General features: G+C 38.4%; 31 protein-coding genes and 2 pseudogenes. 13 read left to right on the top strand and 20 right to left on the bottom strand.

Annotated elements, in window-relative coordinates; genetic code table 11:
• Window positions 1-1,240: 1,240 nt before the first annotated feature.
• The 3 genes from BUB71_RS14460 to BUB71_RS14450 all read right to left on the bottom strand — a co-directional run bounded on the left by BUB71_RS14460 (window position 1,241) and on the right by BUB71_RS14450 (window position 5,091).
• Complete coding sequence (locus BUB71_RS14460; RefSeq protein ID WP_073156102.1) at window positions 1,241-1,492, bottom strand: hypothetical protein; 252 nt, start codon at window positions 1,490-1,492, stop codon at window positions 1,241-1,243.
• 164 nt (window positions 1,493-1,656) lie between these two features.
• Window positions 1,657-4,278, bottom strand: coding sequence for a phosphoenolpyruvate synthase (ppsA, locus tag BUB71_RS14455; protein ID WP_073156098.1), 2,622 nt, complete (start codon window positions 4,276-4,278; stop codon window positions 1,657-1,659).
• Window positions 4,279-4,662: 384 nt separating this feature from the next.
• Entirely contained in the window at window positions 4,663-5,091 is a 429-nt protein-coding gene (locus tag BUB71_RS14450) for a reverse transcriptase domain-containing protein (RefSeq protein WP_073156094.1), read from the bottom strand.
• Window positions 5,092-5,460: 369 nt separating this feature from the next.
• Here BUB71_RS14450 and BUB71_RS14445 point away from each other — a divergent pair, with 369 nt between their 5' ends.
• Window positions 5,461-6,354, top strand: coding sequence for an ROK family protein (locus BUB71_RS14445; RefSeq protein ID WP_073156091.1), 894 nt, complete (start codon window positions 5,461-5,463; stop codon window positions 6,352-6,354).
• A 490-nt stretch (window positions 6,355-6,844) separates the two neighbouring features.
• Here BUB71_RS14445 and BUB71_RS19205 read toward each other — a convergent pair whose 3' ends face one another.
• Window positions 6,845-7,078, bottom strand: a complete 234-nt coding sequence (locus BUB71_RS19205; RefSeq protein ID WP_139279126.1) for a hypothetical protein — start codon at window positions 7,076-7,078, stop codon at window positions 6,845-6,847.
• A 243-nt stretch (window positions 7,079-7,321) separates the two neighbouring features.
• On the opposite strand from BUB71_RS19205, the gene BUB71_RS14430 reads away from it, so the two are divergent.
• Both BUB71_RS14430 and BUB71_RS19200 read left to right on the top strand, forming a co-directional pair.
• A complete protein-coding gene (locus BUB71_RS14430; protein WP_073156078.1) occupies window positions 7,322-7,678 on the top strand; it encodes a beta/gamma crystallin-related protein in 357 nt (118 codons plus the stop codon).
• Between the two features lie 274 nt (window positions 7,679-7,952).
• Window positions 7,953-8,306 carry a hypothetical protein gene (locus BUB71_RS19200; protein ID WP_139279125.1) on the top strand — a complete coding sequence of 118 codons (354 nt, stop codon included), beginning with the start codon at window positions 7,953-7,955 and terminating at the stop codon, window positions 8,304-8,306.
• A 341-nt stretch (window positions 8,307-8,647) separates the two neighbouring features.
• On the opposite strand, the gene BUB71_RS19195 is transcribed toward BUB71_RS19200, so the two are convergent.
• Complete coding sequence (locus BUB71_RS19195) at window positions 8,648-8,836, bottom strand: hypothetical protein (RefSeq protein WP_139279124.1); 189 nt, start codon at window positions 8,834-8,836, stop codon at window positions 8,648-8,650.
• Window positions 8,837-9,106: 270 nt separating this feature from the next.
• The gene (locus BUB71_RS14420; protein ID WP_073156069.1) at window positions 9,107-9,322 is read right to left on the bottom strand and encodes a hypothetical protein; all 216 of its coding nucleotides are present in this window, start codon (window positions 9,320-9,322) and stop codon (window positions 9,107-9,109) included.
• Between the two features lie 221 nt (window positions 9,323-9,543).
• Between BUB71_RS14420 and BUB71_RS14415 the strand changes: the two genes are divergently transcribed.
• Window positions 9,544-9,900 (top strand): peptidase inhibitor family I36 protein, encoded by a 357-nt coding sequence (locus BUB71_RS14415; RefSeq protein WP_073156065.1) that lies wholly within the window; start codon window positions 9,544-9,546, stop codon window positions 9,898-9,900.
• 556 nt (window positions 9,901-10,456) lie between these two features.
• Window positions 10,457-10,636 (top strand): annotated as a pseudogene (locus tag BUB71_RS20025) (excalibur calcium-binding domain-containing protein); the annotation flags it as partial.
• Window positions 10,637-10,649: 13 nt separating this feature from the next.
• On the opposite strand, the gene BUB71_RS14405 reads toward BUB71_RS20025, so the two are convergent.
• Window positions 10,650-10,919, bottom strand: coding sequence for a hypothetical protein (locus BUB71_RS14405; protein ID WP_073156062.1), 270 nt, complete (start codon window positions 10,917-10,919; stop codon window positions 10,650-10,652).
• A 232-nt stretch (window positions 10,920-11,151) separates the two neighbouring features.
• Here BUB71_RS14405 and BUB71_RS14400 point away from each other — a divergent pair, with 232 nt between their 5' ends.
• The gene (locus BUB71_RS14400) at window positions 11,152-11,418 is read left to right on the top strand and encodes a hypothetical protein (protein ID WP_073156058.1); all 267 of its coding nucleotides are present in this window, start codon (window positions 11,152-11,154) and stop codon (window positions 11,416-11,418) included.
• Window positions 11,419-11,526: 108 nt separating this feature from the next.
• Window positions 11,527-11,910: a hypothetical protein gene (locus BUB71_RS14395; RefSeq protein ID WP_073156055.1), complete on the top strand. Its 384-nt coding sequence runs from the start codon at window positions 11,527-11,529 to the stop codon at window positions 11,908-11,910.
• Between the two features lie 121 nt (window positions 11,911-12,031).
• Here the strand turns inward: BUB71_RS14395 and BUB71_RS14390 are convergent, their stop codons facing one another.
• The 3 genes from BUB71_RS14390 to BUB71_RS19675 form a co-directional block, all read right to left on the bottom strand.
• On the bottom strand, window positions 12,032-12,607 hold the full coding sequence (locus BUB71_RS14390) for a hypothetical protein (RefSeq protein ID WP_073156051.1): 576 nt from the start codon (window positions 12,605-12,607) through the stop codon (window positions 12,032-12,034).
• Between the two features lie 555 nt (window positions 12,608-13,162).
• Complete coding sequence (locus tag BUB71_RS14380) at window positions 13,163-13,372, bottom strand: hypothetical protein (protein WP_073156044.1); 210 nt, start codon at window positions 13,370-13,372, stop codon at window positions 13,163-13,165.
• Window positions 13,369-13,536 (bottom strand): hypothetical protein, encoded by a 168-nt coding sequence (locus BUB71_RS19675; RefSeq protein ID WP_175552383.1) that lies wholly within the window; start codon window positions 13,534-13,536, stop codon window positions 13,369-13,371. Before BUB71_RS19675 ends, BUB71_RS14380 begins: the two co-directional genes overlap by 4 nt.
• A 177-nt stretch (window positions 13,537-13,713) precedes the next feature.
• Here BUB71_RS19675 and BUB71_RS14375 point away from each other — a divergent pair, with 177 nt between their 5' ends.
• A complete protein-coding gene (locus tag BUB71_RS14375) occupies window positions 13,714-14,202 on the top strand; it encodes a helix-turn-helix domain-containing protein (RefSeq protein ID WP_073156041.1) in 489 nt (162 codons plus the stop codon).
• 2 nt (window positions 14,203-14,204) lie between these two features.
• Window positions 14,205-14,867 (top strand): tetratricopeptide repeat protein, encoded by a 663-nt coding sequence (locus tag BUB71_RS14370; RefSeq protein WP_073156037.1) that lies wholly within the window; start codon window positions 14,205-14,207, stop codon window positions 14,865-14,867.
• A gap of 516 nt (window positions 14,868-15,383) precedes the next feature.
• Here BUB71_RS14370 and BUB71_RS14365 read toward each other — a convergent pair.
• The 7 genes and pseudogenes from BUB71_RS14365 to BUB71_RS14335 form a co-directional block, all read right to left on the bottom strand.
• Window positions 15,384-15,776 (bottom strand): hypothetical protein, encoded by a 393-nt coding sequence (locus BUB71_RS14365; RefSeq protein WP_073156032.1) that lies wholly within the window; start codon window positions 15,774-15,776, stop codon window positions 15,384-15,386.
• A complete protein-coding gene (locus BUB71_RS14360) occupies window positions 15,763-16,392 on the bottom strand; it encodes a peptidoglycan recognition protein family protein (protein ID WP_084731592.1) in 630 nt (209 codons plus the stop codon). The genes BUB71_RS14365 and BUB71_RS14360 overlap by 14 nt, the downstream gene beginning before the upstream one ends.
• 135 nt (window positions 16,393-16,527) lie before the next feature.
• Complete coding sequence (locus BUB71_RS14355; RefSeq protein WP_245815645.1) at window positions 16,528-16,926, bottom strand: phage holin family protein; 399 nt, start codon at window positions 16,924-16,926, stop codon at window positions 16,528-16,530.
• 19 nt (window positions 16,927-16,945) lie between these two features.
• Window positions 16,946-17,338 (bottom strand): hypothetical protein, encoded by a 393-nt coding sequence (locus BUB71_RS19185; RefSeq protein ID WP_139279123.1) that lies wholly within the window; start codon window positions 17,336-17,338, stop codon window positions 16,946-16,948.
• A 269-nt stretch (window positions 17,339-17,607) separates the two neighbouring features.
• Window positions 17,608-18,300 (bottom strand): annotated as a pseudogene (locus BUB71_RS14345) (terminase large subunit domain-containing protein); the annotation flags it as partial.
• Complete coding sequence (locus tag BUB71_RS14340) at window positions 18,281-18,634, bottom strand: P27 family phage terminase small subunit (RefSeq protein ID WP_073156020.1); 354 nt, start codon at window positions 18,632-18,634, stop codon at window positions 18,281-18,283. The pseudogene BUB71_RS14345 and the gene BUB71_RS14340, both read right to left, overlap by 20 nt.
• A 129-nt stretch (window positions 18,635-18,763) precedes the next feature.
• On the bottom strand, window positions 18,764-19,084 hold the full coding sequence (locus tag BUB71_RS14335; RefSeq protein ID WP_073156016.1) for an HNH endonuclease: 321 nt from the start codon (window positions 19,082-19,084) through the stop codon (window positions 18,764-18,766).
• Window positions 19,085-19,678: 594 nt separating this feature from the next.
• On the opposite strand from BUB71_RS14335, the gene BUB71_RS19670 reads away from it, so the two are divergent.
• The 3 genes from BUB71_RS19670 (at window position 19,679) to BUB71_RS14325 (ending at window position 20,400) form a co-directional block, all read left to right on the top strand.
• Window positions 19,679-19,843: a hypothetical protein gene (locus tag BUB71_RS19670; RefSeq protein WP_175552382.1), complete on the top strand. Its 165-nt coding sequence runs from the start codon at window positions 19,679-19,681 to the stop codon at window positions 19,841-19,843.
• 97 nt (window positions 19,844-19,940) lie between these two features.
• Window positions 19,941-20,117 (top strand): hypothetical protein, encoded by a 177-nt coding sequence (locus tag BUB71_RS19665; protein WP_175552381.1) that lies wholly within the window; start codon window positions 19,941-19,943, stop codon window positions 20,115-20,117.
• A gap of 67 nt (window positions 20,118-20,184) precedes the next feature.
• Window positions 20,185-20,400, top strand: a complete 216-nt coding sequence (locus BUB71_RS14325; protein WP_073156009.1) for a helix-turn-helix domain-containing protein — start codon at window positions 20,185-20,187, stop codon at window positions 20,398-20,400.
• A gap of 59 nt (window positions 20,401-20,459) precedes the next feature.
• Here BUB71_RS14325 and BUB71_RS14320 read toward each other — a convergent pair whose 3' ends face one another.
• Together BUB71_RS14320 and BUB71_RS18895 are read right to left on the bottom strand one after the other, a co-directional pair.
• Complete coding sequence (locus BUB71_RS14320) at window positions 20,460-21,005, bottom strand: hypothetical protein (RefSeq protein ID WP_073156006.1); 546 nt, start codon at window positions 21,003-21,005, stop codon at window positions 20,460-20,462.
• 71 nt (window positions 21,006-21,076) lie between these two features.
• Entirely contained in the window at window positions 21,077-21,226 is a 150-nt protein-coding gene (locus BUB71_RS18895; protein WP_175552380.1) for a terminase small subunit, read from the bottom strand.
• Between the two features lie 713 nt (window positions 21,227-21,939).
• Between BUB71_RS18895 and BUB71_RS19660 the strand changes: the two genes are divergently transcribed.
• Window positions 21,940-22,080 (top strand): hypothetical protein, encoded by a 141-nt coding sequence (locus BUB71_RS19660; RefSeq protein WP_175552379.1) that lies wholly within the window; start codon window positions 21,940-21,942, stop codon window positions 22,078-22,080.
• Between the two features lie 146 nt (window positions 22,081-22,226).
• Here BUB71_RS19660 and BUB71_RS18890 read toward each other — a convergent pair whose 3' ends face one another.
• Window positions 22,227-22,367, bottom strand: a complete 141-nt coding sequence (locus tag BUB71_RS18890) for a terminase small subunit (RefSeq protein WP_175552378.1) — start codon at window positions 22,365-22,367, stop codon at window positions 22,227-22,229.
• Window positions 22,368-22,804 lie beyond the last annotated feature (437 nt).

The following is a 22,804-nucleotide window of genomic DNA, read 5'->3' as shown; positions in this document are numbered from 1 at the left end:
CACTTTTGAACAGTGGAGTCTTTATCGGAAAGATCACTCTTACTTGAAAAATTAGTAGTTTCTTGACCACTCCCTACCCATAAATGAAAGGGATTCTTAGATAATCTCTTCCATCGAAGAAAAACCCCGTTTACACTATATGCCTCACAGCTTTGATCCCTCATTCTCATCGATCAGCTTACTTGATTGAATTTCACTTTCGGTTGATTCGACACCTAAATAACACCAATCGAATACGTATTTGTAAACTCCATATTCTAAAAACCGTCAGACTTGGGAAGGGATAAAATCCTCCCCTGTCCGAACTTGCTTTTCATCCCCGTAGCTAAGCTAGGGGTTTTCACGCTCGCAAAGATATAATGTGTGTTGAATAGATATGATATAATTATGCAAATAGATCATCTATTTTGTCACCGAAGAGAGGTGGCATTTCATGGGCAACTTGTTAATCTTATTCATTGTCATTGTATTTTTTATATTTTTATTCAGGGATTGTGACTGTAACGATTTGGATAATGGTAATGGCAATGAGTGGTCAAGTTATAGAGCTAACAAATATAACAATAAATCATGCAGTGGAGGGTCAGGTGGCTCTGGAGGATCATGTGGCTCTGGATGTGGAGGTGGATGTGGGGGCGGGAGTTAAAGATCTATTCATATTTGTTTAATAAGCATGTACACTACCAAATATCCATATTTATTAAACAAAATATTGTATATACTTTAGATGGAACCAATTTCTTACAACATACCCTACCCTTTCCCTTTTTGTACCCCTCTTTGCTATTATAGATGATTACATCTTTATTCAGGGTTATCCCACACTCAGTCAGTCATGCAGGCAGTATAGCTTTCATCTTTGTTCATAACGTTTCACCTAGGCATCGATCAACTTTTCATCTTCATATGTACTCCTTTATTATGATTTCGATCTCATCGACTCCATTGTTAGCAGGAGACTTAGTTGTATCCTACTTGCTATTGCTGGAGTATAAAAAAATAACATAAACTCCTCAATGGTCAGTGCTTAATGCATCAGCCACTTGCTTGCTTCATATAATTTTTCGGCGGTAGCCGCTCCAAAGCTACTACCGCCCGTTGATCAGGATTGCTGTCGTTTCCACTTCTGGTATACTCCCACGTAGCAGAAACAGAGGGTGATTCACTTGTTTGTGTCAGGCACATACTAGAGTTTCGTCTGTGGGGATCAAGAGAAACTGGTTGAGTACTTTTTTCTCTGTCACCCAAAACCCTCGCCTTCTCTACATGCTGAGAAGGCGAACATCATCAAGGGGATACCAACAAGCTTGGTGAACTTGGACATGAATCCTCTTATCAACATATCCCTTTTACAGAAATCACCTGGGTCACGGAAGCGAATTCTAGTGACTTGGGTTACTCGTATGAAAACCTTCTTAGCGACCATCTCGTCTCCCTTCCACATAACTGCCAGCAGACCAGCAAGAATGATGAAGGCAAAGAACATATCCATTGTTCTACTCCAACGATCGAAAACAAATGACTAACTCTGAAATACCATACTGCATGGTATATAATCAAGCGTATTTTAACAGTTTTCGCTGAAGGGAAACTGTCACATACTGTTCTTAGGGATCGATGTGTGTGGCAACACAGACCTGTTACCCGACTTCCAAGTTACAAGATTTCTATATATCCTTCTGTTCCATTTACACGAATCCGTTGTCCGTCTTTTATCAGTTTTGTAACATTATCCACTCCTACAACAGCAGGAATACCATATTCACGTGCGATGACGGAACCATGAGTTCCTACTCCTCCAACTTCTGTTACTAATCCCTTGATGGACAGAAACAGAGGTGTCCAACTGGGATCAGTGTAAGCAGTGACTAGGATATCACCATCTGCAAACTCGGCGTCTTTCATTGTTAAAACAACACGAGCACGACCTTCGACAATCCCAGATGAAGCTGGTATACCTGCTAGAGCATCAGAAGGAATATTCTCTGTACTGTACTTGCCAACTATAATTTCTCCCTCGGATGTCATTATTCTTGGTGGTGTCAAATTTTTATAGCTTTTAAATTCTTCTCTTCGCTCATTTATGATTGTGTAGTTCAATTGGTTAGTACGAACAACTTCTCGCAGTTCTTCAAAGGATAGATAGTAAATATCTTCTCTTTTTTGGATCACTCCCTTTTGTACAAGTGTAATAGCCTCTTTTAGCAATGCTTGTTTATAAATATAGTAACGCCTGATGTAGTTATATTTGGGATATTCTCGATATCCGGCAAAATTACGCAATATACTAATCATCTTTTTTGTTTTCCTAACCTTTTGCTTTCCAGAAGGTAATTGCTCTAAACGTATTAAAAGATCTTGTTCTTTTTTCTCAGCTTCCAATCGTCCTTGTTCAAATTTGATTTCCCGTGAATTAGGCTTAAAATTCCTGATATTATTAAGGATCATAGGGATGAGCGCAGTTGGTTGTTCTGCCCAACGAGTTCTAGTGATATCAATCTCTCCAACACAACGTACACCATATTTTTCAAGATACATACGGATAGCTTCACTGACAGCAGAACCGCCTTTTAATTTTGTCAAGTCTTCAAAAAATGTCTCATCATTAGGGTGATGGAAATATTCAATCACTTCCGGATATTGTCGTACTACATCTGCTACATCCAAAAGTTCAAGACCCATTTCGGAAGTGATATTATTGGGAACCGATTGTGAGAGTATATCTGCTGCATTCTTTTCCCCCAACCATTTTTCCATTTTATTATTAATCCAATAAGTGGCGTAAAATCCAATCATGAGTATTCCCATACTTTGTGGATCAGCCAAGATTTTTTTTAGCTGTTTATGATCTTCTAAAATAAATGCAAACAAATCCTCTCCTGATACTTTTGAAATTCTTTGCCGAAGATCATTAATAGATATCTCATTTTGTGAAATAATTTGTTGAATGATCGTTGGATCGTTTTGTTGATAAATTTTTATCGCATGATAAGGAAGATTCCATGATAGTCCATCCATCTGTGTGAAAGCCTTTTTACCTTGAGGCAATGATTTTATAAGATCATCCCTTTTGATTAAATTTAAGAGAGCGCTTTTCACTAATGGATCGCTTTGCCCCAACGTATTAGGTAATATTCTTTGCCATATCGATGAGGCCAGTTCGTGTGTGATATCCACAAACAACCTTCCACCCACTTTTCGAAATGGAATATTACCACCTAAAAATTCAAGGAATGAAATACCTAATGGTTTAATCGCTTCGGTCATCATTTGCTTATGGCCATAAGATAAAAAAATATGTGTTTTTCCATCGCTCACTTCTGGAACAGGGTATAATGTGGTAACAGGACGACTTTGTACAATATAGAATTCATCTCCATCCATACACCATTCAATATCCTGTGGACAACCAAAATAAGACTCTATTTTTCTACCTAAGTATTCCAGTTGTAAAATCTGTTTATCTGTCAGTGTTTGCAAATTCTGTTGATCATTCTCTATCTTCTGCTCGACCGTTCCACCTTCTTTTAATGCATAAATGGCCAATTTCTTGGGAGAGATTGTTTTCTCAATAATTTTCCCCTCTCTCACCTTATAATTATCAGCAGACACCAAGCCAGAGACAAGCGCTTCACCAAGTCCAAAACTGGCATCAATGGATAGTATCTTTCGGTTGAAAGTAATAGGATCAGCAGTGAATAGAATCCCGGAAGCCTGTGGAAAAACCATACGTTGGACGACAACAGATAGGCGAACTAGATTGTGGTCAAATTCATTTTGCATTCGGTAGATAACAGCGCGATCCGTAAAGAGGGAAGCCCAACATTTACTGATATGTCGCAAAATTGCCTCTCCCCCGATGATGTTCAAATACGTATCTTGCTGACCGGCAAAGGAGGCTGTTGGTAAATCTTCAGCCGTTGCACTGGAACGTACAGCATAAGCATGTTCTTCACCAAACTGCGATAGATATTGTACAACAGCTTTAGTAATTTCTGAAGGAATTTCTATATTTTCAATGGTTTCTCGGATCCTACCGCTAATTTCACTGATTTTATCCTGATCTTCTATTTTTAGAAGTGCTAATTGATTCAACAATCCCTGAAACTCTTTGTTTTGTTCGATCACTCTTTGATATGCCTTGGTCGTAACACAAAATCCTTCCGGCACTTGGATTCCTTGAATTCTTGATAATTCCCCTAAATTTAACCCTTTCCCTCCTACCAGCAAAAGTTGAGATTTTTCGATCTCTTGAAAATGAAGCACATAGGAACTCATACTATATCTCTCCTAAAAATGGCAATTTTCTTTTCTATTACAGGTGGTAATAGTTCAAAGTACATAAAGGTAGATATCATCTTTATCGTTAAAATATTGATAGAAACTACCTCTTTGTAGTTTTGCAATTTTGACAATCTGAATTACGACGGGTTTAAAATGCTTGTACTGCGGCATCAAAGATTTTCTGTATCTTACTATCACTCAAATTATAAAAAAGTATCTTTTGCATGCTTAGTTCCTTCTTTTATAGGGAGATTAGATCTTCAAAAGATTTAAACTTCATAATGGTTGTAGGATCAGGTCATTGATATTAGTTGAGTGAAAGAATAAGATAAATTTATCCACCTCCAAATATCTCGATAGTATTTCAGAAAATAATTGTTATTTCTTTCTATAGTACCAAAATAACCCGAACATGACAACCTTGTCACATGTCGATGTTGTCATGTTTATGAACGAGGTCATGGATTGCATGAAGTGATTGCCTGCTTTCTCTGATTTTACATAGATGTTGAAGTCGTCCGCATAGCGGAAGAACTTGTGTCCACGCTTTTCCAGTAATCGATCAAGCTGTTCGAGCATGATGTTGAAAAGAAGCGGACTTAGAAGGACTCCTTGTGTAACCCCCTCTTCATTTCTCACTTTTACTCCATTTATTATGACCCCATCATTGAGATAGTTATGTATAATCTTAAGAATACTTTTGTCTTTGACTTTTTGGGCGACTAAACCCATCAATTTGTCAGGATGAACACGATTGAAGAACTTTTTGTAAAAGGAGAAAGATATCCTTTTTTCAAAGACGATCATATTATATTACCCGATGGACTTGATAAGTTTAGACAGCTGGAAAAACAGAGTAGATTGTTTCTTTCATTTCTAAGAATCAATAAGAGCTGCAAAACCACCTCTCATCTTCTCCCTGATATAACATATGAAAACTGGTAAAGCCTCTTTTGAACAGTGGCGTCTTTATCGGAAAGATCACTCTACTTGAAAAATAAGTAGTTTCTTGACCAATTCCCACTCATAAATGAAAGGGATTCTTAGATAATCTCTTCCAATTTAGCAATCTCTATTTCTGAAGATGGAGAATCCTTGAATCGGAGCGCTGCACTGACCATAATTTTTCCATCTCGATTCATTTAACATTATTTCAACGAAAGGGTTGAAGAGATTATGAAAAAAGCAATTGGTATCGATTTGGGTGGAACGCAACTTCGAGGTTGTGTGATAGATCAATCAGGAAAAATACTGAAGGAATTGAACCAGCCTACTCTGGCTCAACGCGGTCCTGATGCGGTCATTGCGGATTTAAAAAAAATGATTGATACGCTGACAGAGGGTGAATCCATAAGTGGTATCGGGATTGGATCGCCAGGTCCCTTACATAATGGAATTATCCATAATCCACCTAACCTTCCAGGTTGGTCAGCAATTCCATTGGTAGAAATTTTGCAACAATCATTTGATCTACCCGTTTATTTAGAAAACGACGCAAACGTCGCTGCATTAGCAGAAGCTTGTCTAGGGGCAGGCAAAAATGAGGAAAGTGTTTTCTATATTACTGTGAGTACTGGAATTGGTGGAGGATACGTCTTAAATCGACAGCTAATCAAAGGAGCAAAAAATTGCGCGGGTGAGATTGGGAACATGATTGTATCATCGAATGGACCCCTTCTACCAGGTTTAAACCGCGGAAGTTTAGAATCCTTAGCAAGTGGGCAAGCCATTGGAAAAAGAGGGGTTCAACTATTACAAGTAGCGAATGGAGCTAAGACTGTTTTCCAACTAGCAAATGAAGGAAATCCAATAGCCAAACAAATCATAGATGATGCCATTAACTATTTATCTATCGGTATTGCAAACATTATTCAGACCGTCAACCCGAACATCATTATCCTTGGTGGAGGAGTCATTCAATCTCAGCCGCACATTCTTTCAAAACTTACTACACAAATCGACTCATATGTATATTCCTATCTCCAACAATCAACACCGTTGGCTCTCGCCACCTTAGGTGCACAAACCGGTACAACGGGGTCAGCTTTGTTAACAGGAATTTTTGAGTAACTTTCATTTAAAACCCCAACATGCAACAAGAGTCACTCAATGTGGTAAAACGTGAATGCAGACTAAGATTCTTCATCTGCTAAAATTCCCCTTTTCGTTTTTAAACAAAAAATCCGCCAATCAATAGGACATAAACTATGATTGACAGATCTCTTATTGTGGCAGAAGGGTGATTAATATTTTAGATTTTCCAGACGGAATCACTTAATTCGAACTCCCTGATAGTGATAGCTACTAATTTTTAAATCTTGTATGCATTAGAGCTTGTGCAATAATGAAGTGGATGAAATGAGACGCAGTGAATATATATGGAAAGCTGCATATGTTGGAACTTGGGTAGGTGAGGGGATTTTTATTGAGTTAAACAAGATATTGAGAAAAAAGCAAGTTAAAAGCACCCTCACAAGCGAGAGTGCTTTTTGCTCTTTTTCGCACACAAAAGCAGGTAGGGGATCGCTTGACTGCGACCCACACCTACCTGCTTTTGATCTTACTTTGAGTTCGAGTTGATGGAGTATCTGCGGGAATATCTCATGATGCCGATGCCCCCAATGAGACCATTGACTGAGATACTTAAAACGATCGTTCTGATGACCTCTGGCATGCTGTTGGGGTCATTCACGCCGATGATCGAAGCCACATACCCTACCAGCCCTCCGAAGAGGCACCCAAACAGGGTCCAGGTGATGGTCACGATCGAGACCAGAATGACACGATTGTGCATTGTACACTCCTTTTGGAAATCAGGCACTACTGAGAGTGCGTGTGGACATTGCCTTGTTAAGCTAAGTATAGCAAAAAATCAATTAACGACACTCTCAACATTTTTTTCTTTGCATAATATCAATAACATTATTCTATCAACTTATAACAATAAGATAAAAGAAAAGTCAGAATAGTATATTCATAATATTCAGATTTTGTTATAATATACATGAACACAAATCAGCTACAAGGAGATGGTACCATGAAAAGATTTTTAGCTCTATCATCTACTTTAATGTTAGTTTGTGCATTACTTGCACCTACATCTGTGTTTGCTACACATAAGAAGTCATGTATTACTTTGTATGAACACATCAACTTCAAAGGGAAATCTATCAAGCTTTGTGGGAACGACAAAAATCTAGTAAATGATAATTGGAATGACATTGCGTCGTCCGCAAAAGTTTCTAAAGGTGATGGCGTAACGCTATATGAACACATCGATTATAAAGGCGCTAAATTAAAATTAAAAGGTGGACATAATTACTCTGACTTCACAAAAATAAGACTGGGGAATGGAAGCTGGAACGATGTTGTATCCTCTTTGAGAATTCGATAATTTAAAAAAATGACCTTCTGATATTCAGGAGGTCATTTTTAATTGACTTATCAAACGCCACACAAGGCGTCTTTTTGCACAAAAATATTAACATCGAAAAAATGTTTCAGCTCTAAGATGTTTCTGATGACGATCCCTTTTCAATATGTTAGTTTGATTATAAGCCTTAGTATTCGTTCGTGCATCAATAGCAGAAACCCTTTTGGGGCGACCGAGTAAGGCTATCGGCAGTATTCGGAACTGCAGGGATGCAGTCACACAGAGGGGAAAACAGGTGTCTCTCATCTACTTCTTTCTGGCTTACACGGTTTTCAGCGTCCTTTGGGGTGCCTTGCTAGGTCAGCTCATCGGTCGTAAAGCCGTTGGGCGCTCGTTCAGTATGAAGTTACTCGGACGGAACAGCCAGAAGGCATCCATCACAACCTGCACCATCTTCTTCATCATCTTTAGTGAGACTATCAATCTAGGCTGCACTTACAGCCTCTACAGGATCACCAAGATGCCTGAAGTGAACATCATCGAAGGCATCGCTTACATCATCATCGGCTGCTTCATCGGTGCATATGTCGGAATCGCCATCGGACTCAGTGTTCTCTACCTCATCAAGGTGGTGATGCGTCGCCGTTAACACGGTTAACGCACCCCTGATACCAAACAGCCCTCTTTTCCACCTCGTCGAAGTGGAAAAGAGGGCTGTTGGTGTTTTTATATGAAAATTAGATTACACAAATCCCCTACTTGCAAAGCTCTCACACACGAAAAAGTGGACTGCGAGAAGAGTTAAACAAGATGAGAAAAAAGCAAGTTAAAAGCACCCTCACAAGCGAGAGTGCTTTTGCCCTTTTTTCGAAAGCAAAAACAGATAGGGGATCTTGCGACCCGCACCTACCTGTTTTGTAAAGCTCTTTGATAACTATTTGTCCTAAGTTGACTACTTATGAAGACTTGTGTGTAGCCCACTTGCGGGAGTTACTTTTTCATGAAAAGTCCGATGAAGAACCCGACGATGAAACCCAGGGCACCCCCACTGCCGAATCCAGTGAGAACTGAGTCGAGGGACACTTCATCCGAGAGGTTGACGAGCACGCCGAAGATACCCCCAATCAAGGTCGAGATCAGGATCGTCGCGACAGCCTTCAAGAAACCGACGAAGGACATTGTTCACTCCCTTTGGAGATCAGGCACTACTGATAGTGCGCGTGGACATTGCTTTGTTAAGCTAATTATAGCAAAAAAGCAAGTTAACGCCACACAAGGCGTTTTTTCTATGCACAAAAAAAGCATCCTCACAATCTAGAATGCTTGTGCTCTTTTTTAGAAAACAAAAACAGGTAGGAGATCGCTCGGCTGCGACCCGAATCTACCTGATTTTGTTCTTACTATTTTGTTCGTGATGTGCCCGATGGATTCGTGTAGCCCTTGCGAGAGCTACTTTTTCATGGAGATACCACAAACGATCCCGATCAGGGCACCTAAGGTGCCTCCGGTATAGACCCCGTTAATATACCAGTCGAGATGAGACCACTCGAGTGACGACAGTTCGAAGATATCGATGCAGCCAGCGACGAGGCCCCCGATCAAGGATCCGAGCATCATCGTGACCAAAGTTGCCGCGATGATCATCATGAAGCGGGTGAAGGACATTGATAGTCTCCCTGGACTCAGGCACTACTGAGAGTGCATGTGGACATTGCTTTGTTAAGCTAAGTATAGCAAAAGAATCAGTTAACGCCACTGATATTCCGCGTGCTATTCTTCCTCCGAGGCATACGATAAGATAAAAGAATAACTCAAAGTTATATTCATAATATTCAGATTTTGTTATAATATACGTGAACACAAATAAGCTACAAGGAGATGGTACCATGAAAAGATTTTTAGCTCTATCATCTACTTTAATGTTAGTTTGTGCATTACTTGTACCTACATCTGTGTTTGCTACGCATAAGAAGTCATGTATTACTTTGTATGAACACATCAACTACAAAGGACGATCCATTAAACTTTGTTCCAATGATAACACTCTAGTTAACAATGACTGGAATGATCTAGCATCATCGGCTAAAGTTTCAGCAGGTCACGGGGTTACCTTATTCGAACACATTAACTACAAAGGTGCCAAATGGCATTTAAAAGGTGGACACAACTATCCTGATTTTAGAAATCGTGATCTTGGTTCAGGAAACTGGAACGATGTCGTTTCCTCAGTTCAAATAAGATAAGTAGATTAGATCCTAATCAATTAACGCCAAACAAGGCGTTTTTTTTTGCAAAGATTACCCTGATCATCCATATTTAAAAATACACTAAATTCAAACAATCGCACGAATTAAATAATAATAGAATAATACATAGGAGTTGTTAATTTTGTTTATGTTTATGGCTTTGGTGTCCCTTCTACTATTTATCCTATTTCTCATCAGTGTCATTGGTATAATATTTCCAAAACTTTTAAATTGGATTTTAAAAAAGTTTGATGCACAATGGACAGTAACCCGTAAAATCGCATTAATCATGTCCATTATTTTATTTTTTATGGTTGCAGTTGCTTTTGGGGTAACGGATAGTTTCAACCCCGACCCCAACAAATATAAGGATAAAAGTAGCATTCAGCCTAACACCCCAACAGTTAAAAAACCCAAGCTTGTTAAAAAAATCGTAGTGAATAAACCTATTTCCAAACCGATAGTTACTAAACCAAAAACACAAACCCCTCCACCCAATCCATCTCCTAAACCAAACCCAATAAAAAAAACCATTACACCAACTACTCCCGTTAAGAAAAAAAGCCCTACCCCTACCACTTCAAAAGAACAAAAAACAGCTAGCCCTAAAACTGTTTACTATTCAAATTGCTCAGCGGCAAAAGCAGCAGGTGCAGCACCACTCTATAAAGGAGACCCAGGCTACAGATCAGCCTTGGATCGAGATCATGATGGAGTAGCGTGCGAAAAATAATTGAATCCCTAGTTCAGTCTAGGGATTCTTTCAATTTCTCTATCTCATCTTTCGTTCTCATCCGCATCACTTGATCTAGTTTCAAGTCGTATGTCAAACAAATTTTCGCAATAATATCTGACCTCATGGGAAACTGATCTCCCCAAATTTTAGACATTGTTTTGGTTCCAAAGCCTAGTTCTTTCTGTACATGCATCTTCCTCTTTGTGGTATGGCTAGTTGTAAACCAAATTCGAAAGGGCTCAAATGTAAATAATAGGTTTGGATCAATATTCTTTGACATCTGTATCATCTCCTTAATAATTACTATACACTAAAATGAATTTTTTTTCACTATAGTGTTGACATTATTTTTCCGATAGTGTATAGTCAGAAGTGTCAAGAGGAGCACACAAACATTTAGGAGATGATTGTGATGAAACAGGTATTTAAGCTGTTCGAATCAGAAAAAAAAGAAGTCAAATGCAAATGCTGCAACGATAGAAAAAGAACAATAAACCCGCGTTACGTTGTAAATGAATAACAAATATTACGACTTGTACTTTGAGCTGATTGATACTGGATTAGCTCCAGAAAAAGCAGATGAAATAGCTAAAAAAACTTTCCCACGAGATGAGGTTGCGGAATACATCACTTGCCCTGAATGTGAAGAAGGTGAAGAGATCGTCGAAGCAAAACCAGAGGTTATAGCACCTAAGGTTAAGATTGAACCCAACAATCATGGTAATGGTAACGGTACAAAATTTATAATCTTTGACTTTTTCGAAGCTGAAAAAAAGTAAAAGCCCTCCAACGCCGGCAAGCATCTGAAGGGCTAAGTATCACATAGTCATTGTAACATAATGTAGACCCCAATTGGGGTCTACTATAACATCAAGGAGAGAGCAACTATGATGAGTAATAAAGAAATAAGTAAAGGTGATATGTCCGCCGTAATTCTGGGTTTACGCGATACTGGATTAAAGAGAAATGACATAATCGAAATTCTTGAACATGTTATTTCTTATCGGTATTGGAAGAATGATGAAGAACTAGTAGATGAAGCCGAACGCTTCTTCGGTGATCTTTATAAGATAGCTAAAGACAATTATGAAAACGATGTATACGAAGGCGATAAATTGGAACCATTGACCGAAGAACCTAGCATAGATTTAGATAATGGTGGAATCAAAACGATTAAAGACTCAGTTTGTCAAGACTGTGGGGATCAATTTGACCAAGGAATTGAATTCAAGTATAAGAGGGTACTGCCCGGATTGTGCTTTGGACGATGAGTTGATTGACTATGACATATATGATGAACTAAAATATGGCAAGCCAGCCCAATAGAGGGTTGGCTTTTTCTCCATAAAAAAAGTGAGCGGTAAGGATTGCTCACGTTCCAATTATATGTATTTAAGAAACCAATGTATGTATTTTTGATATCTCCCCAGTCAAAGCCAATTCCTTTATCATTTCTAACTGATCTGTATTACCGTGTGGTATCCTTAGCCTCTCTTCTCTTACTCTTACATAAGTACCGTCTTCAATAGCTTCTTGGTATGGGTAACGCTCCCACAGCCATTCTACATTCTCGATCAAATCATCAATACTAGCAGCACATTGGACCCCACAATAACGTAATCCTATATGTTTTTCCTTTAACTTGAGATACTCCGCTGAATGTTCTCCTAGTGTCCTCTTTATTTGCTTCTTAGTGATAAAAAATTCTACTGCCTTATCTGGAAATCCGAGCACCTTCCCTAGTTCCTTTTCAAAATCGAGCGATATATATTGCATTTTACACGTTTTACTTGCAAAGTCTTGTTTTAGCTCGTTTGATTGAAAAAATATATATTCATTATGATCTGCTTCGTATATATGTGAATATGTTTCTATCAACAATGGTAGTTTATCGCCGACTGATCTGGTGCCTGGAATCGCCAGGAAAGCAGGTTTATAAGCTTTTAAAAATGCATCAATAGTTCTCATGTCATCTCCTACCTTTCCCACAAAGTATATACCATATTTCTACATATCTGTGTGATTACCTTTAAAAGAAAAACCCCGCCGATTTCGCGGGGCACTTTACATTAACCGTCGTATTCTTCGTATCCACACTCGTTACATGACAAGTAGCCATCCCGGGTTTTGTGAAGCTTTCCATCACATCCGCTACGTGGGCAATCGCCACCATCACTTGACATCATAGATAAGCCTGGTAGATGTACTGGTCCGTTCGATTGTTTCAGTAGCTTGATAGTAAATTTTTTAGCCACTCTACACCCCTCCTTTGTTGACTTTGCCGACAACTTAGGTATGGTAGTGCAATTATGGCGTGTCTATTAGCATGTATCTATATATCTATACTTTCCCACCCATATCATCAGAATTGATGATATGGTCTATAGTAGACCCTCCTGATAATAACAGTTTGCATCTAGATAAACTGATCCGTCTCACTATCCCCTTCCTCATCAGTGCGGTATGACACCACAGCAGGATTACCGATGAATTTGATAGCTTCATCCCACCCAAGATAGTTATTTAATTCTGTTTGCTTATAGTAGGTAATAGATGTTGTTTGCTATCCGGATTCCCGATCACTTCATATACATACCGCTCATTGTTCAGACCAATATCGAAAGCGCAACGGAATTTCAGATTAAAACCAGCTTGCATAATACTTTCTATTAATTCACTCATTTCATCAGCGTTGTGATGCTCAATCATTATGAGCGGGTGTTCTCTCTTCAATTCTCATCCTCTCCCTGTACAATTCTTGGGTGTTCCTTCTGGTCATTTATATTTTTCTTTTCATTTACATGATCAGTGTCTATTAGTAAGTTTGACTTTTTCTGTCTCTCTTCGAATTCTTTCTTGCCTTTCAAAAAAGATTCTGTAATTGCTTTCAAGTCCATGAAAAACAGCTCCTTACTTTGTTAACTCAATTATAGGTCTCCTCAGAATAGTTATACAAACACTGTATTATTTGTAATATTTCCAGTAAATTTAAACAATTCGGTTTAACTGATTCTTCGAAAGAGTAATTTCCTGGAAAAATACTAATGATTTCCTGGATAGAAAAGGAGTGTAGAATGAATAAAGAAAAAATAGGAGCGATCTTGCGTAAAACTAGAAAAGCTCACGGGAAAAGTTTAATCGATATGGAGCCTATAAGTGGATATGGCAAAACAACTTTATCTAATATGGAAAACGGCTTTCCATCAGTGTCTGATGATAAATATATTCACTATGCAAAGACATTAAATATTGCTGAAAAACTGTTTGGCATAGTATCTAAAGAGGAAGAAAAAGAAAGGTTTCTCGAAAAAAGAATGTTCGAAATAGAACCTATAGTATTTGCCAGTCCTTCTATAGCTTTAAATCAAATTAATAACATTGAAAATATGATATTAGAACATTCTTCCTTATTGCCGGTAATGCATTACATAAAAGGTCGATGTTTTTTTGCACAGGATAAATGGAAAGAGGCACAAGAATCCATATTAGAATCCGTAGAACTATTACAGGATGTTCAAAAGTGGAAATACTCTAAATCATCCCGATATGTTACAACACTCTAGGAATGATTGCATACTATAAAAATAGTGATTTCGATTCAGCTTTAAACTGGACCAAAAAAGGAATTGGCACTTTTGTATTAGATGGTGATCGAATAGATCATTATTATTATTTACTTTTAAACAAAGCTATCTACCTAGAAAAAATGAAACAAAATGAAAAAGCACTAAGAGCTGTTAAAAATTTAAGAAATAAAATAATCCAATCACAACAACAAAATAGCAACACTCATCCTATTCGTCACTCTGTGATTACTCAAATGTATATTGTGTTTGGTAATGTACTAAACAATCTCGGTTTGCGTGAGGAAGGTTTAGAATACACAAAAGAGGGAATAGAAATTGCCCAAGTTAATCAATCCTATGATCACTTATTTACGCTCTGGACAACAATGGGAATCATATATTATTCTTTAGGTAATTCCGAAGATGCTGAAGTCTATTATCGCCTTGCACTCAGTATAGAACAGAGAGTAGAAAATAATAATTATCTCTCTTTTGCATACACAAATCTAAGCTCTCTATTAATCAAACAAAACAAATTTGAACAAGCTGAAAAATACATGAAAAAGTCTCTCAAAATTAGTCAACAAAGTGATAATAAGCTTAGGCAAACAGAATCTTATTCAGTGATGGGTCAATGGTATCTAGAACAAGGTAAATATTAAGAAGCTTTGTATCACTTTTTAAAAGGTCAAAGAATAGCTAATCAACATAAGTTTTTACATGAGGAAAAAGACCTCCTAACAGATATATGTACCTGTTTAGAGGTCCTTGAAGCAGATGAAAAATACGTGGGTTATGTAAAACAATTGCATAAATTGTGCAAACAACTAAAAGAAGGGAGTGATTAATATGGCATTATATTTAGCTGGTCCTTCAGAACCAGAAGGATAGAAAATTAATAAGAATTAATATATCTGAACATCACTATAGAAATTTTGTCCCTAGTTTCAAAACTAGGGACTTTTTATTATTTAATTATATCAAATGCAAATAATCAATCCAAGAACTCATAATAATTACTATCACCCAAACAACGCCTTCCAAGTGAGTACTTCTTTCTCTATAAAAACCAAAAAGCAGCCACTCCCTCGAACTTGCAGAGGTAGGCTACTTTTGGAATTTTTTCCTTCCCTTCATCTTCTTTTTTTTTGGAATTAAGCAGTTTCTAGGAATCGATCTTAGTCCCCCCACTTATTCCTTACAACGATGAGACCGATGAGAATCCCAGTAATCGTACCTATAACCAGTCCGAAGACTATTTTACCGATGAGATTCCCGACCAGCCCACCGATAATTAATCCAGAAGCCATGAGACTGTATAGCAGACCCAATATATCAGGAAGCTGTGGAGGAACATTCAGCAGTTTTTGTATCTTGTGACCCGTTTCTCTTCCCATCTCGTATGAGAAAAGGATTCCAGAGGTAAAGGCGACGAGGCTGGAAAAAATTACGATGTAATCGAGAAGATCCACTTCTCTCCTTTCGAACTTGTCGACCGGTTGCGTATGAGCTTTTCTTACTATTAATAAAAGCATAAATTTGGCGACTTCGCACTGTTTAATTAGTTCCAAACAAAGCATTCCAGGTCAATAGTCCGACAATCCCATCAACATCTAATCCTTTGCCTGCTTTGACGACATTCCCTTTCTCATCGTGAACACGTTGCCAACTCATAACATCCTCTCTAGTATTAGGGCCATAGATGGAATCTATTACTTTTGATTTTAAGCGAACTTGAACTCGTTTTATGTCCTCACCTTTCATCATAGGAGAGGTTACTTTGAGTAATCGGTGATAGTTAGCGTTTTTGTCGTAAGTCTGTGGCTTAGGTGAAACCACGGAAGACCCTTGTATTAAATTGATAAACTTGTCCCAACCCTCTGCGCGGATATGCCGAGGACAATTTTTTCCGCTCCATTTGTTATGAGGAACCACATGGTTAATATCGATTTTATGCTTGTCCATGAGATACCGAACAAGCGCAGCAGCATTTTCTTTCGCTTTGATGAAATTTCCGTCATGATTTACACATATTTCCACACCAATGCTATAGCGATTCCCGGTTCCATTGGCTCCATCACCAGCATGAAAAGCAACCTCATCGTCAGGTACACTTTGATAGATACCGCTCTCGTCAACTGTGTAATGCCAACTTGCGACTCGTTCATTATTGCCGTTATAAAGCAAATTTGCGTGTGCTGCTGCGGTTGCTCCTTTGCTCTAATTATCCGTTTCATGCACGGTCACCCATAGAGGCGTGCGCTTCGTTCCAGGACGAATTCGCTTATATTTAGTGGGAATCAATTTCTGTATGATATTCATCTATTTATTTCCCCCTTTGTTTCGCAACGCCTCGATCATCCTGTGGAGAACCGGCGGTACAGGCAAACCCATTCGCCCACAATTCTCTACTATAGACAACGCTTCATTAGCAATAAAAAAAGTAATGACCCCATCTCGAAATAGGTCATTAACAACCCCTAAGTAAACATCAGCTAAATGCCCTAAAGTGACAAAAATAAAAATCGCGACTTTTTTCGCGATTCCATTAAAACCTAAATTGCTTGATAGTTCCCCTCGAATTCCTGCCGCTAATATACCTGAAATATAATCAATAACAACAAAAGCAAACAGAATTTGTACCGCTATCTCCCACCCACCCCATAGGTAAGAAGCGACTGCCCCAAAGACACCCGCCATTGTTTTTAATATATTTTCCACTATTTGTATCTCCTTTTTCCTAAATAGCTGTTAATGATGATGATGTTTTACTCCCAACATAACTTGCCTTATATGCATATCCACGCATAGTTAAAGCATTTCGAGATCCAGTAGACACTATGTTTTTAATAGGCATGATCCTGAGCGTAAAACCGCTATAAGTTGGAAAAGCCGCGACACAATTATAATCTGGAAAATCGAAGGGTGAAAGATTACAAATAACTTGATAATCCGTTCCTTGGACTCCTCCGCTCCCAAATGGTCTATCAAATGTGACCACACCGCCGGTATAAATCGTGTCTGCATTTAACGTCCCACTGAATGGAGCAGTTAAAGTAATTAGCTGCACTTCTGGCGATGCTGCTATGTTATAAACATCGACAGGAGTCATCAACATGCTCGATGCAAGCATGTAATCATCATAGTAGCCTCTAACCCAATGCAATTTAAAAGCATTAGTAACATTGGATTCATAGTTGACTTGAAAGTATACTCTCGCTCTGGTAGTACCTGGTGAAAATGTCATCCTGTATTGTAGTAGATATTTGTTTGAGCTTTGCGGAGTGGCTTCAGTGTGGAATTGATTAGGTAGTTGGTTCCCATTTGCGTCATAACAGTAAATAAAAAAGCGCACATTTTTTTGAATGGAACCACCTACTGGTGTTTCAAAAAGCGCTTGAAAAGTGGCTGCTGTCGGGCACCTGTGCTGTTTTTAATAACATTGATGAGCTTATACTCTTTGTACTCGTGGATCTCATCGAAGATTGCTAAGTGAGTGTTAAGTCCATCCAGCTTTTCACTGTCAGATGCTTGCGGTTCAATCTTAGAAAAAGCTCGATCAAAATGAATCACATCTCTGAGTGGTCGAAAGTGTTTTGATAAGAACGGCGATGACTGAATCATCTTTTTACACTCGTCAAATACCACTCTTGCCTGCTTCATACTATTGGCTAGTAGAAATACATCTGCACCTTTTTCCCCATCTTTGGAGCATCCATAATTAGCAAGGCCACTAACCATAGTAGATTTACCATTCTTACGACCAACAAAAATAAGACCCTCCTTAAATCGTCGAGCCCTGGTTTGTTTATGCACCCAGCCATACAAAGAACCAATGATAAAATGTTGCCATGGTTGCAGGTCTAGACGCTTAAAACTACCCTTAGAAGGCTTACAGAACTTCTCGATAAATTCAATGGGTCTATATGCTAGTTTTTCATCGAAAATATAAGGGAAATCATCATTTTCAGATCGTTTTAGATCATTTAAATGTCTTTTACAGGCTAAAAGCACCTTATTAGAAACTTTAATTTTCTCCGTTACAGCTTGATTTGCGTAATCAGTGGTCAGCAGTTTAGAAGTCTTCGAACTCATCCACCGTCACCACCTCAGCTACTCTCTTATCTGAAGCTGGTGTCAGTTTGAGTTCTGCTTGTAGTTTCCTTTGCTGTTCCACAATCTTGAGAATCTTATCGACTGACTTATTTTCACGGAACATCTCTTGCGAGCCATTTTTAAAGAGTTCCACAACTCCACGCTCTTTTATATCATCTACATGCTCATGCTTTAACTGCTCCAGCAGCGTAATGTTATCCACAATTAAGATGGTCCTGTCATTTAGCTGAGATTCTTTCTCCAACTCCTGCACGATCAATTTAAACATAGCTTTTGCTTCTTTTCTTTTGATGATCTTTTTTGGTTTATACATAGATGGTCACCTCACTTTCTAAGCCCCCTTACGTTTAAAAAATAGTCCGTGCTGTAAACGAAGGACACTCGCCGGTCTCTTTGAGCGCATTTTTTTAAAATCTAGGGTAGGGGGGATGTCGAATTTCTCTCACCATCTCTCGATGTTTGACTTCGATTCGATAATACGAACGCTCGTTTTTATTTTTTTCTTTTTACTACCATCGTAACGTTTGTTTCCTTTCTCTGGATGCAAACGATTATGACAGGTGTGACATACACTCTGTAAGTTACTCATATCTAATGCTTTGTCTGGTCGATCCTTCAGGTGTTCGATATGGTGCACTACATCAGCAGGTGTATAGATCCCCTTGATAATACAGACCTGGCATAGATAATGATCTCTTTGTAATACTTGTATCCTGCATTGCTGCCATGCTTTTCTTCTATAGAATGAATCTACCTGTTTCATACATCACACTTCCCATAAAAATTAGACCACATAAATGTGATCTACTCTACCTATTAAAGAACCTAGAATCATTCCCTTGTACCCTGGGCAACTCTAGATCCTTAAATACCATCTGCTTATCCTTTGTGGTCGTCTTACAATTACGACACATCCAGTAGCTTGGAATCAACCACCATAACAGTGGTGTAAGTGCTAACAGTACTAGACCCACATACACAATCAATAAGACTAATGAGAAACAAATCCATATGCTTAGCCACAACCACTTAGAAACATGATGCACTCTTTGAGAATTGCAGTTAGGGCAATGTGGTACATTCTTTTTAGTGTATGTATCAGACAATATAATCCCCCCCTTTCTCAGTCTTATTCGAAAAAGGAAGAATATTTGTAGTACATAGAAGAGTTCCAGATCATAAATTATCTTGGCATATTGAAAGGGAATCGAAACCTTGTTTCCTACTCCGAAATATAATATATATTTTTAGTATATATATATTTACTTCAAGTATACATTGTGTTATAATAAATATATCAAAACGAGGGGAGATGATAACAAAATCAAAAAAGATCACCATGAAAGGAGGTGATCACGTGAAGGTCTACGACTACTATTCTTTCTTAATTGACGAAGTAACCGAATTTGAAATCATCGTTATAAACGCTGAACCACACGTCAAACTACCAGATGGACGAACCTACCTAGTAAAAGACTTACTCGTAAAGCAAAGCCGCCCAACCATCACATTGGACGACTAACACCTTAGAGTAGGGAGCCAACACTCCCTACTCACCAATATACCACATTGAAAGGAGCTGATAAAACCCAAATCACCAACCGAAAGGAGGTGAAACCATGTATAACCCTCGTATGACATACATGTACACATGGCGTGTGAAAGGGGAAGAGTTCATTGTCCTCATCGGAAGAAATGATCAACTCAAGGTCTACATTCCACACAAAGATGAACTAGTCCACCTAGATGAGTATATGAAAAGTCGCCCCAACGCTCGCAACGGTAAGGACGACTAGGAAAGACATTTGAGTAGGGACTCGCAATCCCTACTCTCTAATATATCATAATTAGGAGTGAATTCATATGAATTATATCTGTCATATAGGCTCAATACTGCAAAAAAGAAAAGAGCAAGGAAAACCGATTGACCGTTATTGGCTTGCTGAACAACTGGGAATCAAATATCAGATGTTAAACAAGTACATCAACAATAAAGCGGACATTCCCATGAGCAAGGCTATCAAATTGTCAATCTTACTTGAAACACCGATCAATGAGCTTTTTACACCAAAAGGGTAGCGGTTAGTAGCCGCTACCCTACCCTGTTATATATAGGTGGCATTCGTACCTCATATAGATTATTGATTATAGTATTTATTCTTAACTATTTTCTTTACCTCCATCAGTGCCTGATATTCTTCTCCCAGGCGTCTTAACCTACCTAACGACCAACCGTAATTATATGCAACCTCACGAGATCCATTCCCAATTAAGCCAACTGTTTGATTGTATTTCTCTATTGGTTCAATTGAATTGATTGCAATCTGCTTCAATGGATCATGATATTGTACTAATACGGGTTTAGGAACCGGATATTTATCCATCTCATCAATTACCATCTTCATTTCTTCGGAATCTTTTGCATATGAAGCATTGCTAATTTTGGACTCCCATTGTTCACTTTTCTCAAAATATGCTATGACTTGCTCTTTCTCCTTTTCAATCTCTTTCTCCACCTGCACTTGCTTCATTTCGACCTGTTTTTGCTTTATTTGTTGTTGATGCTTTAATTGTTGGTCTTGTTCCTGCGAATTTGCAAACAATATGACTCCATATACTACTGAGGCTGTTATAACTATTGCACAAAACAAAAGTATTAACATTAAAACTTTTTTTAAATCCATCAAAGTACCTCTTGAGCTAGTTTTTAATATTATTCGTTCGGCAAAAATAATATAGGGAACATTTCTTATTTTCAATCCCCATAACTATGCACACAAGATAATCGAAATTGTAATAACTTCCTTTCAGCACGCTCAATCTTACTTGCAACAGTTGTCTTTTCTGCATTCCCAAGCTTGATGTAATAATCGGCAAATGCCTTTTGTTTCGGGGTTAATTTCACATGTCTCACCCACCTCCAATTGCATAATAAAGTAAAACCGCTTCAACGGATATCATGGATAATTTCCTTTGAATCTGAACATGTCAAAAGAATAGAGCAGAAAGGAAATAAACGATGCTTCCTTTCTGCTCTATTCTTTTTAACTATTGCCTCTTAGATCACTTTCTTGGAGGCTCCTGTGGCGGCTTCGGTTGATCAGTCGGCTTCCGCTTCGGGACTCCTGGCGTCCTCGGTTTCTTTTTCGGAGGTCCTTGAGGCACTATTTTCGCCTGCTGCACAATTTACTCCTTTGGCTCAGGCAAGATCTTTTGAACCCTGCATGTTGCAATTTCCGGTTAAGGTTTTTAATCGGAAAATTGCTGGACAAATTAGATTATACATTAGATGAAGTACATGGAGAACCTTTCTCATCTCTATAATCAAATAAAGGTAAAACAGTTAAGTGCTACCTCTATCACTGAACATCAGTCGATTAGACTATTTAAGGCTATACTTTTTGATTCTTAATACATAAATCCGAAATCAATATGTAGTGTTTTTTGTCTTTATCCCTCTATGTATAAGTGGCATTCGTACCTCATACTACTCATTTTTTTTCAAATTGTTATAATAAAATTGTTCATGCACATAGTCGATTCGATTGGAGATTTCGATCGACTCCTCAGAAGAGGAGCTTCTTGCTATTCCTGCTAGAGCCTTAGGAGTAGGCTTCGATGGAAGATGAAATCACCCCTGATCCTAACGATGTGCTGATCGATTCGAGCCATGATGTAGTAGATGGAATCTTCTACGAGACAGAAGTCTGGCAGAGACCCAACGGGACTACCTACACCATCATCCATGCCAGACCCTGACCTATAAAGACAATGTCTTACACCTAACCAATTAGCCTCAGTCAAAAAACTATTCAAAGGTTCGAAAAGAGGGCACAACATTTATGGTCTAAACGGCTGAGATCATGCACAAAACCAGGTGGGGAGAGATCCTCATCTGGCGTGCTTTATCCAACCAAATTCTGTCGCTTAAATTTTATCAGCTTTTTCTTTTCTTGTTCAATCTTACTTGCTACAGTTGCCTTTTCTGCATTTCCTAGCTCAATGTAATAATCTGCAAATGCTCGCTGTTTTGGGTTTAATTTCACATGTCTCACCCACCTCCAGATACATAATAAAAACCACCGAAACGAGTGGTTTATTAATTTATTTTATTTTAATTGACATAGTAAAACTGTATTTTCTAATGATTCTTTGAGGTATGTTAACTGTATCATCTTCAAATCAGGGTTATATGTTATAATTTAAATAGTCGAAACCGTACAGGTGCTCTCATTAGAGAAGCGATCCCACTTTTAGTGGGGACGCCAGGATTCATCAGACAACTGGCGGAAAGAGTCCGAAGAAGATCACCATGACCGCCAGAGCATCGGGGCACGGTCGGGTCTACCAGTCTCAGTCTGGAGGCGATCAGGTCATCTCTGACTAACGATCTGACTCCCTGCACCCGCGGTTCTCGATTGTAGAAAAAACAGGCTGTGGATTCAATGGCAAGCAATATGAGCCAACAAGTCCACAGCCTGAT

This window comes from Seinonella peptonophila (genome assembly GCF_900129355.1).
In the GTDB taxonomy this organism is placed as follows: domain Bacteria; phylum Bacillota; class Bacilli; order Thermoactinomycetales; family Thermoactinomycetaceae; genus Seinonella; species Seinonella peptonophila.
This window is presented reverse-complemented; position numbering and strand designations above follow the sequence as displayed.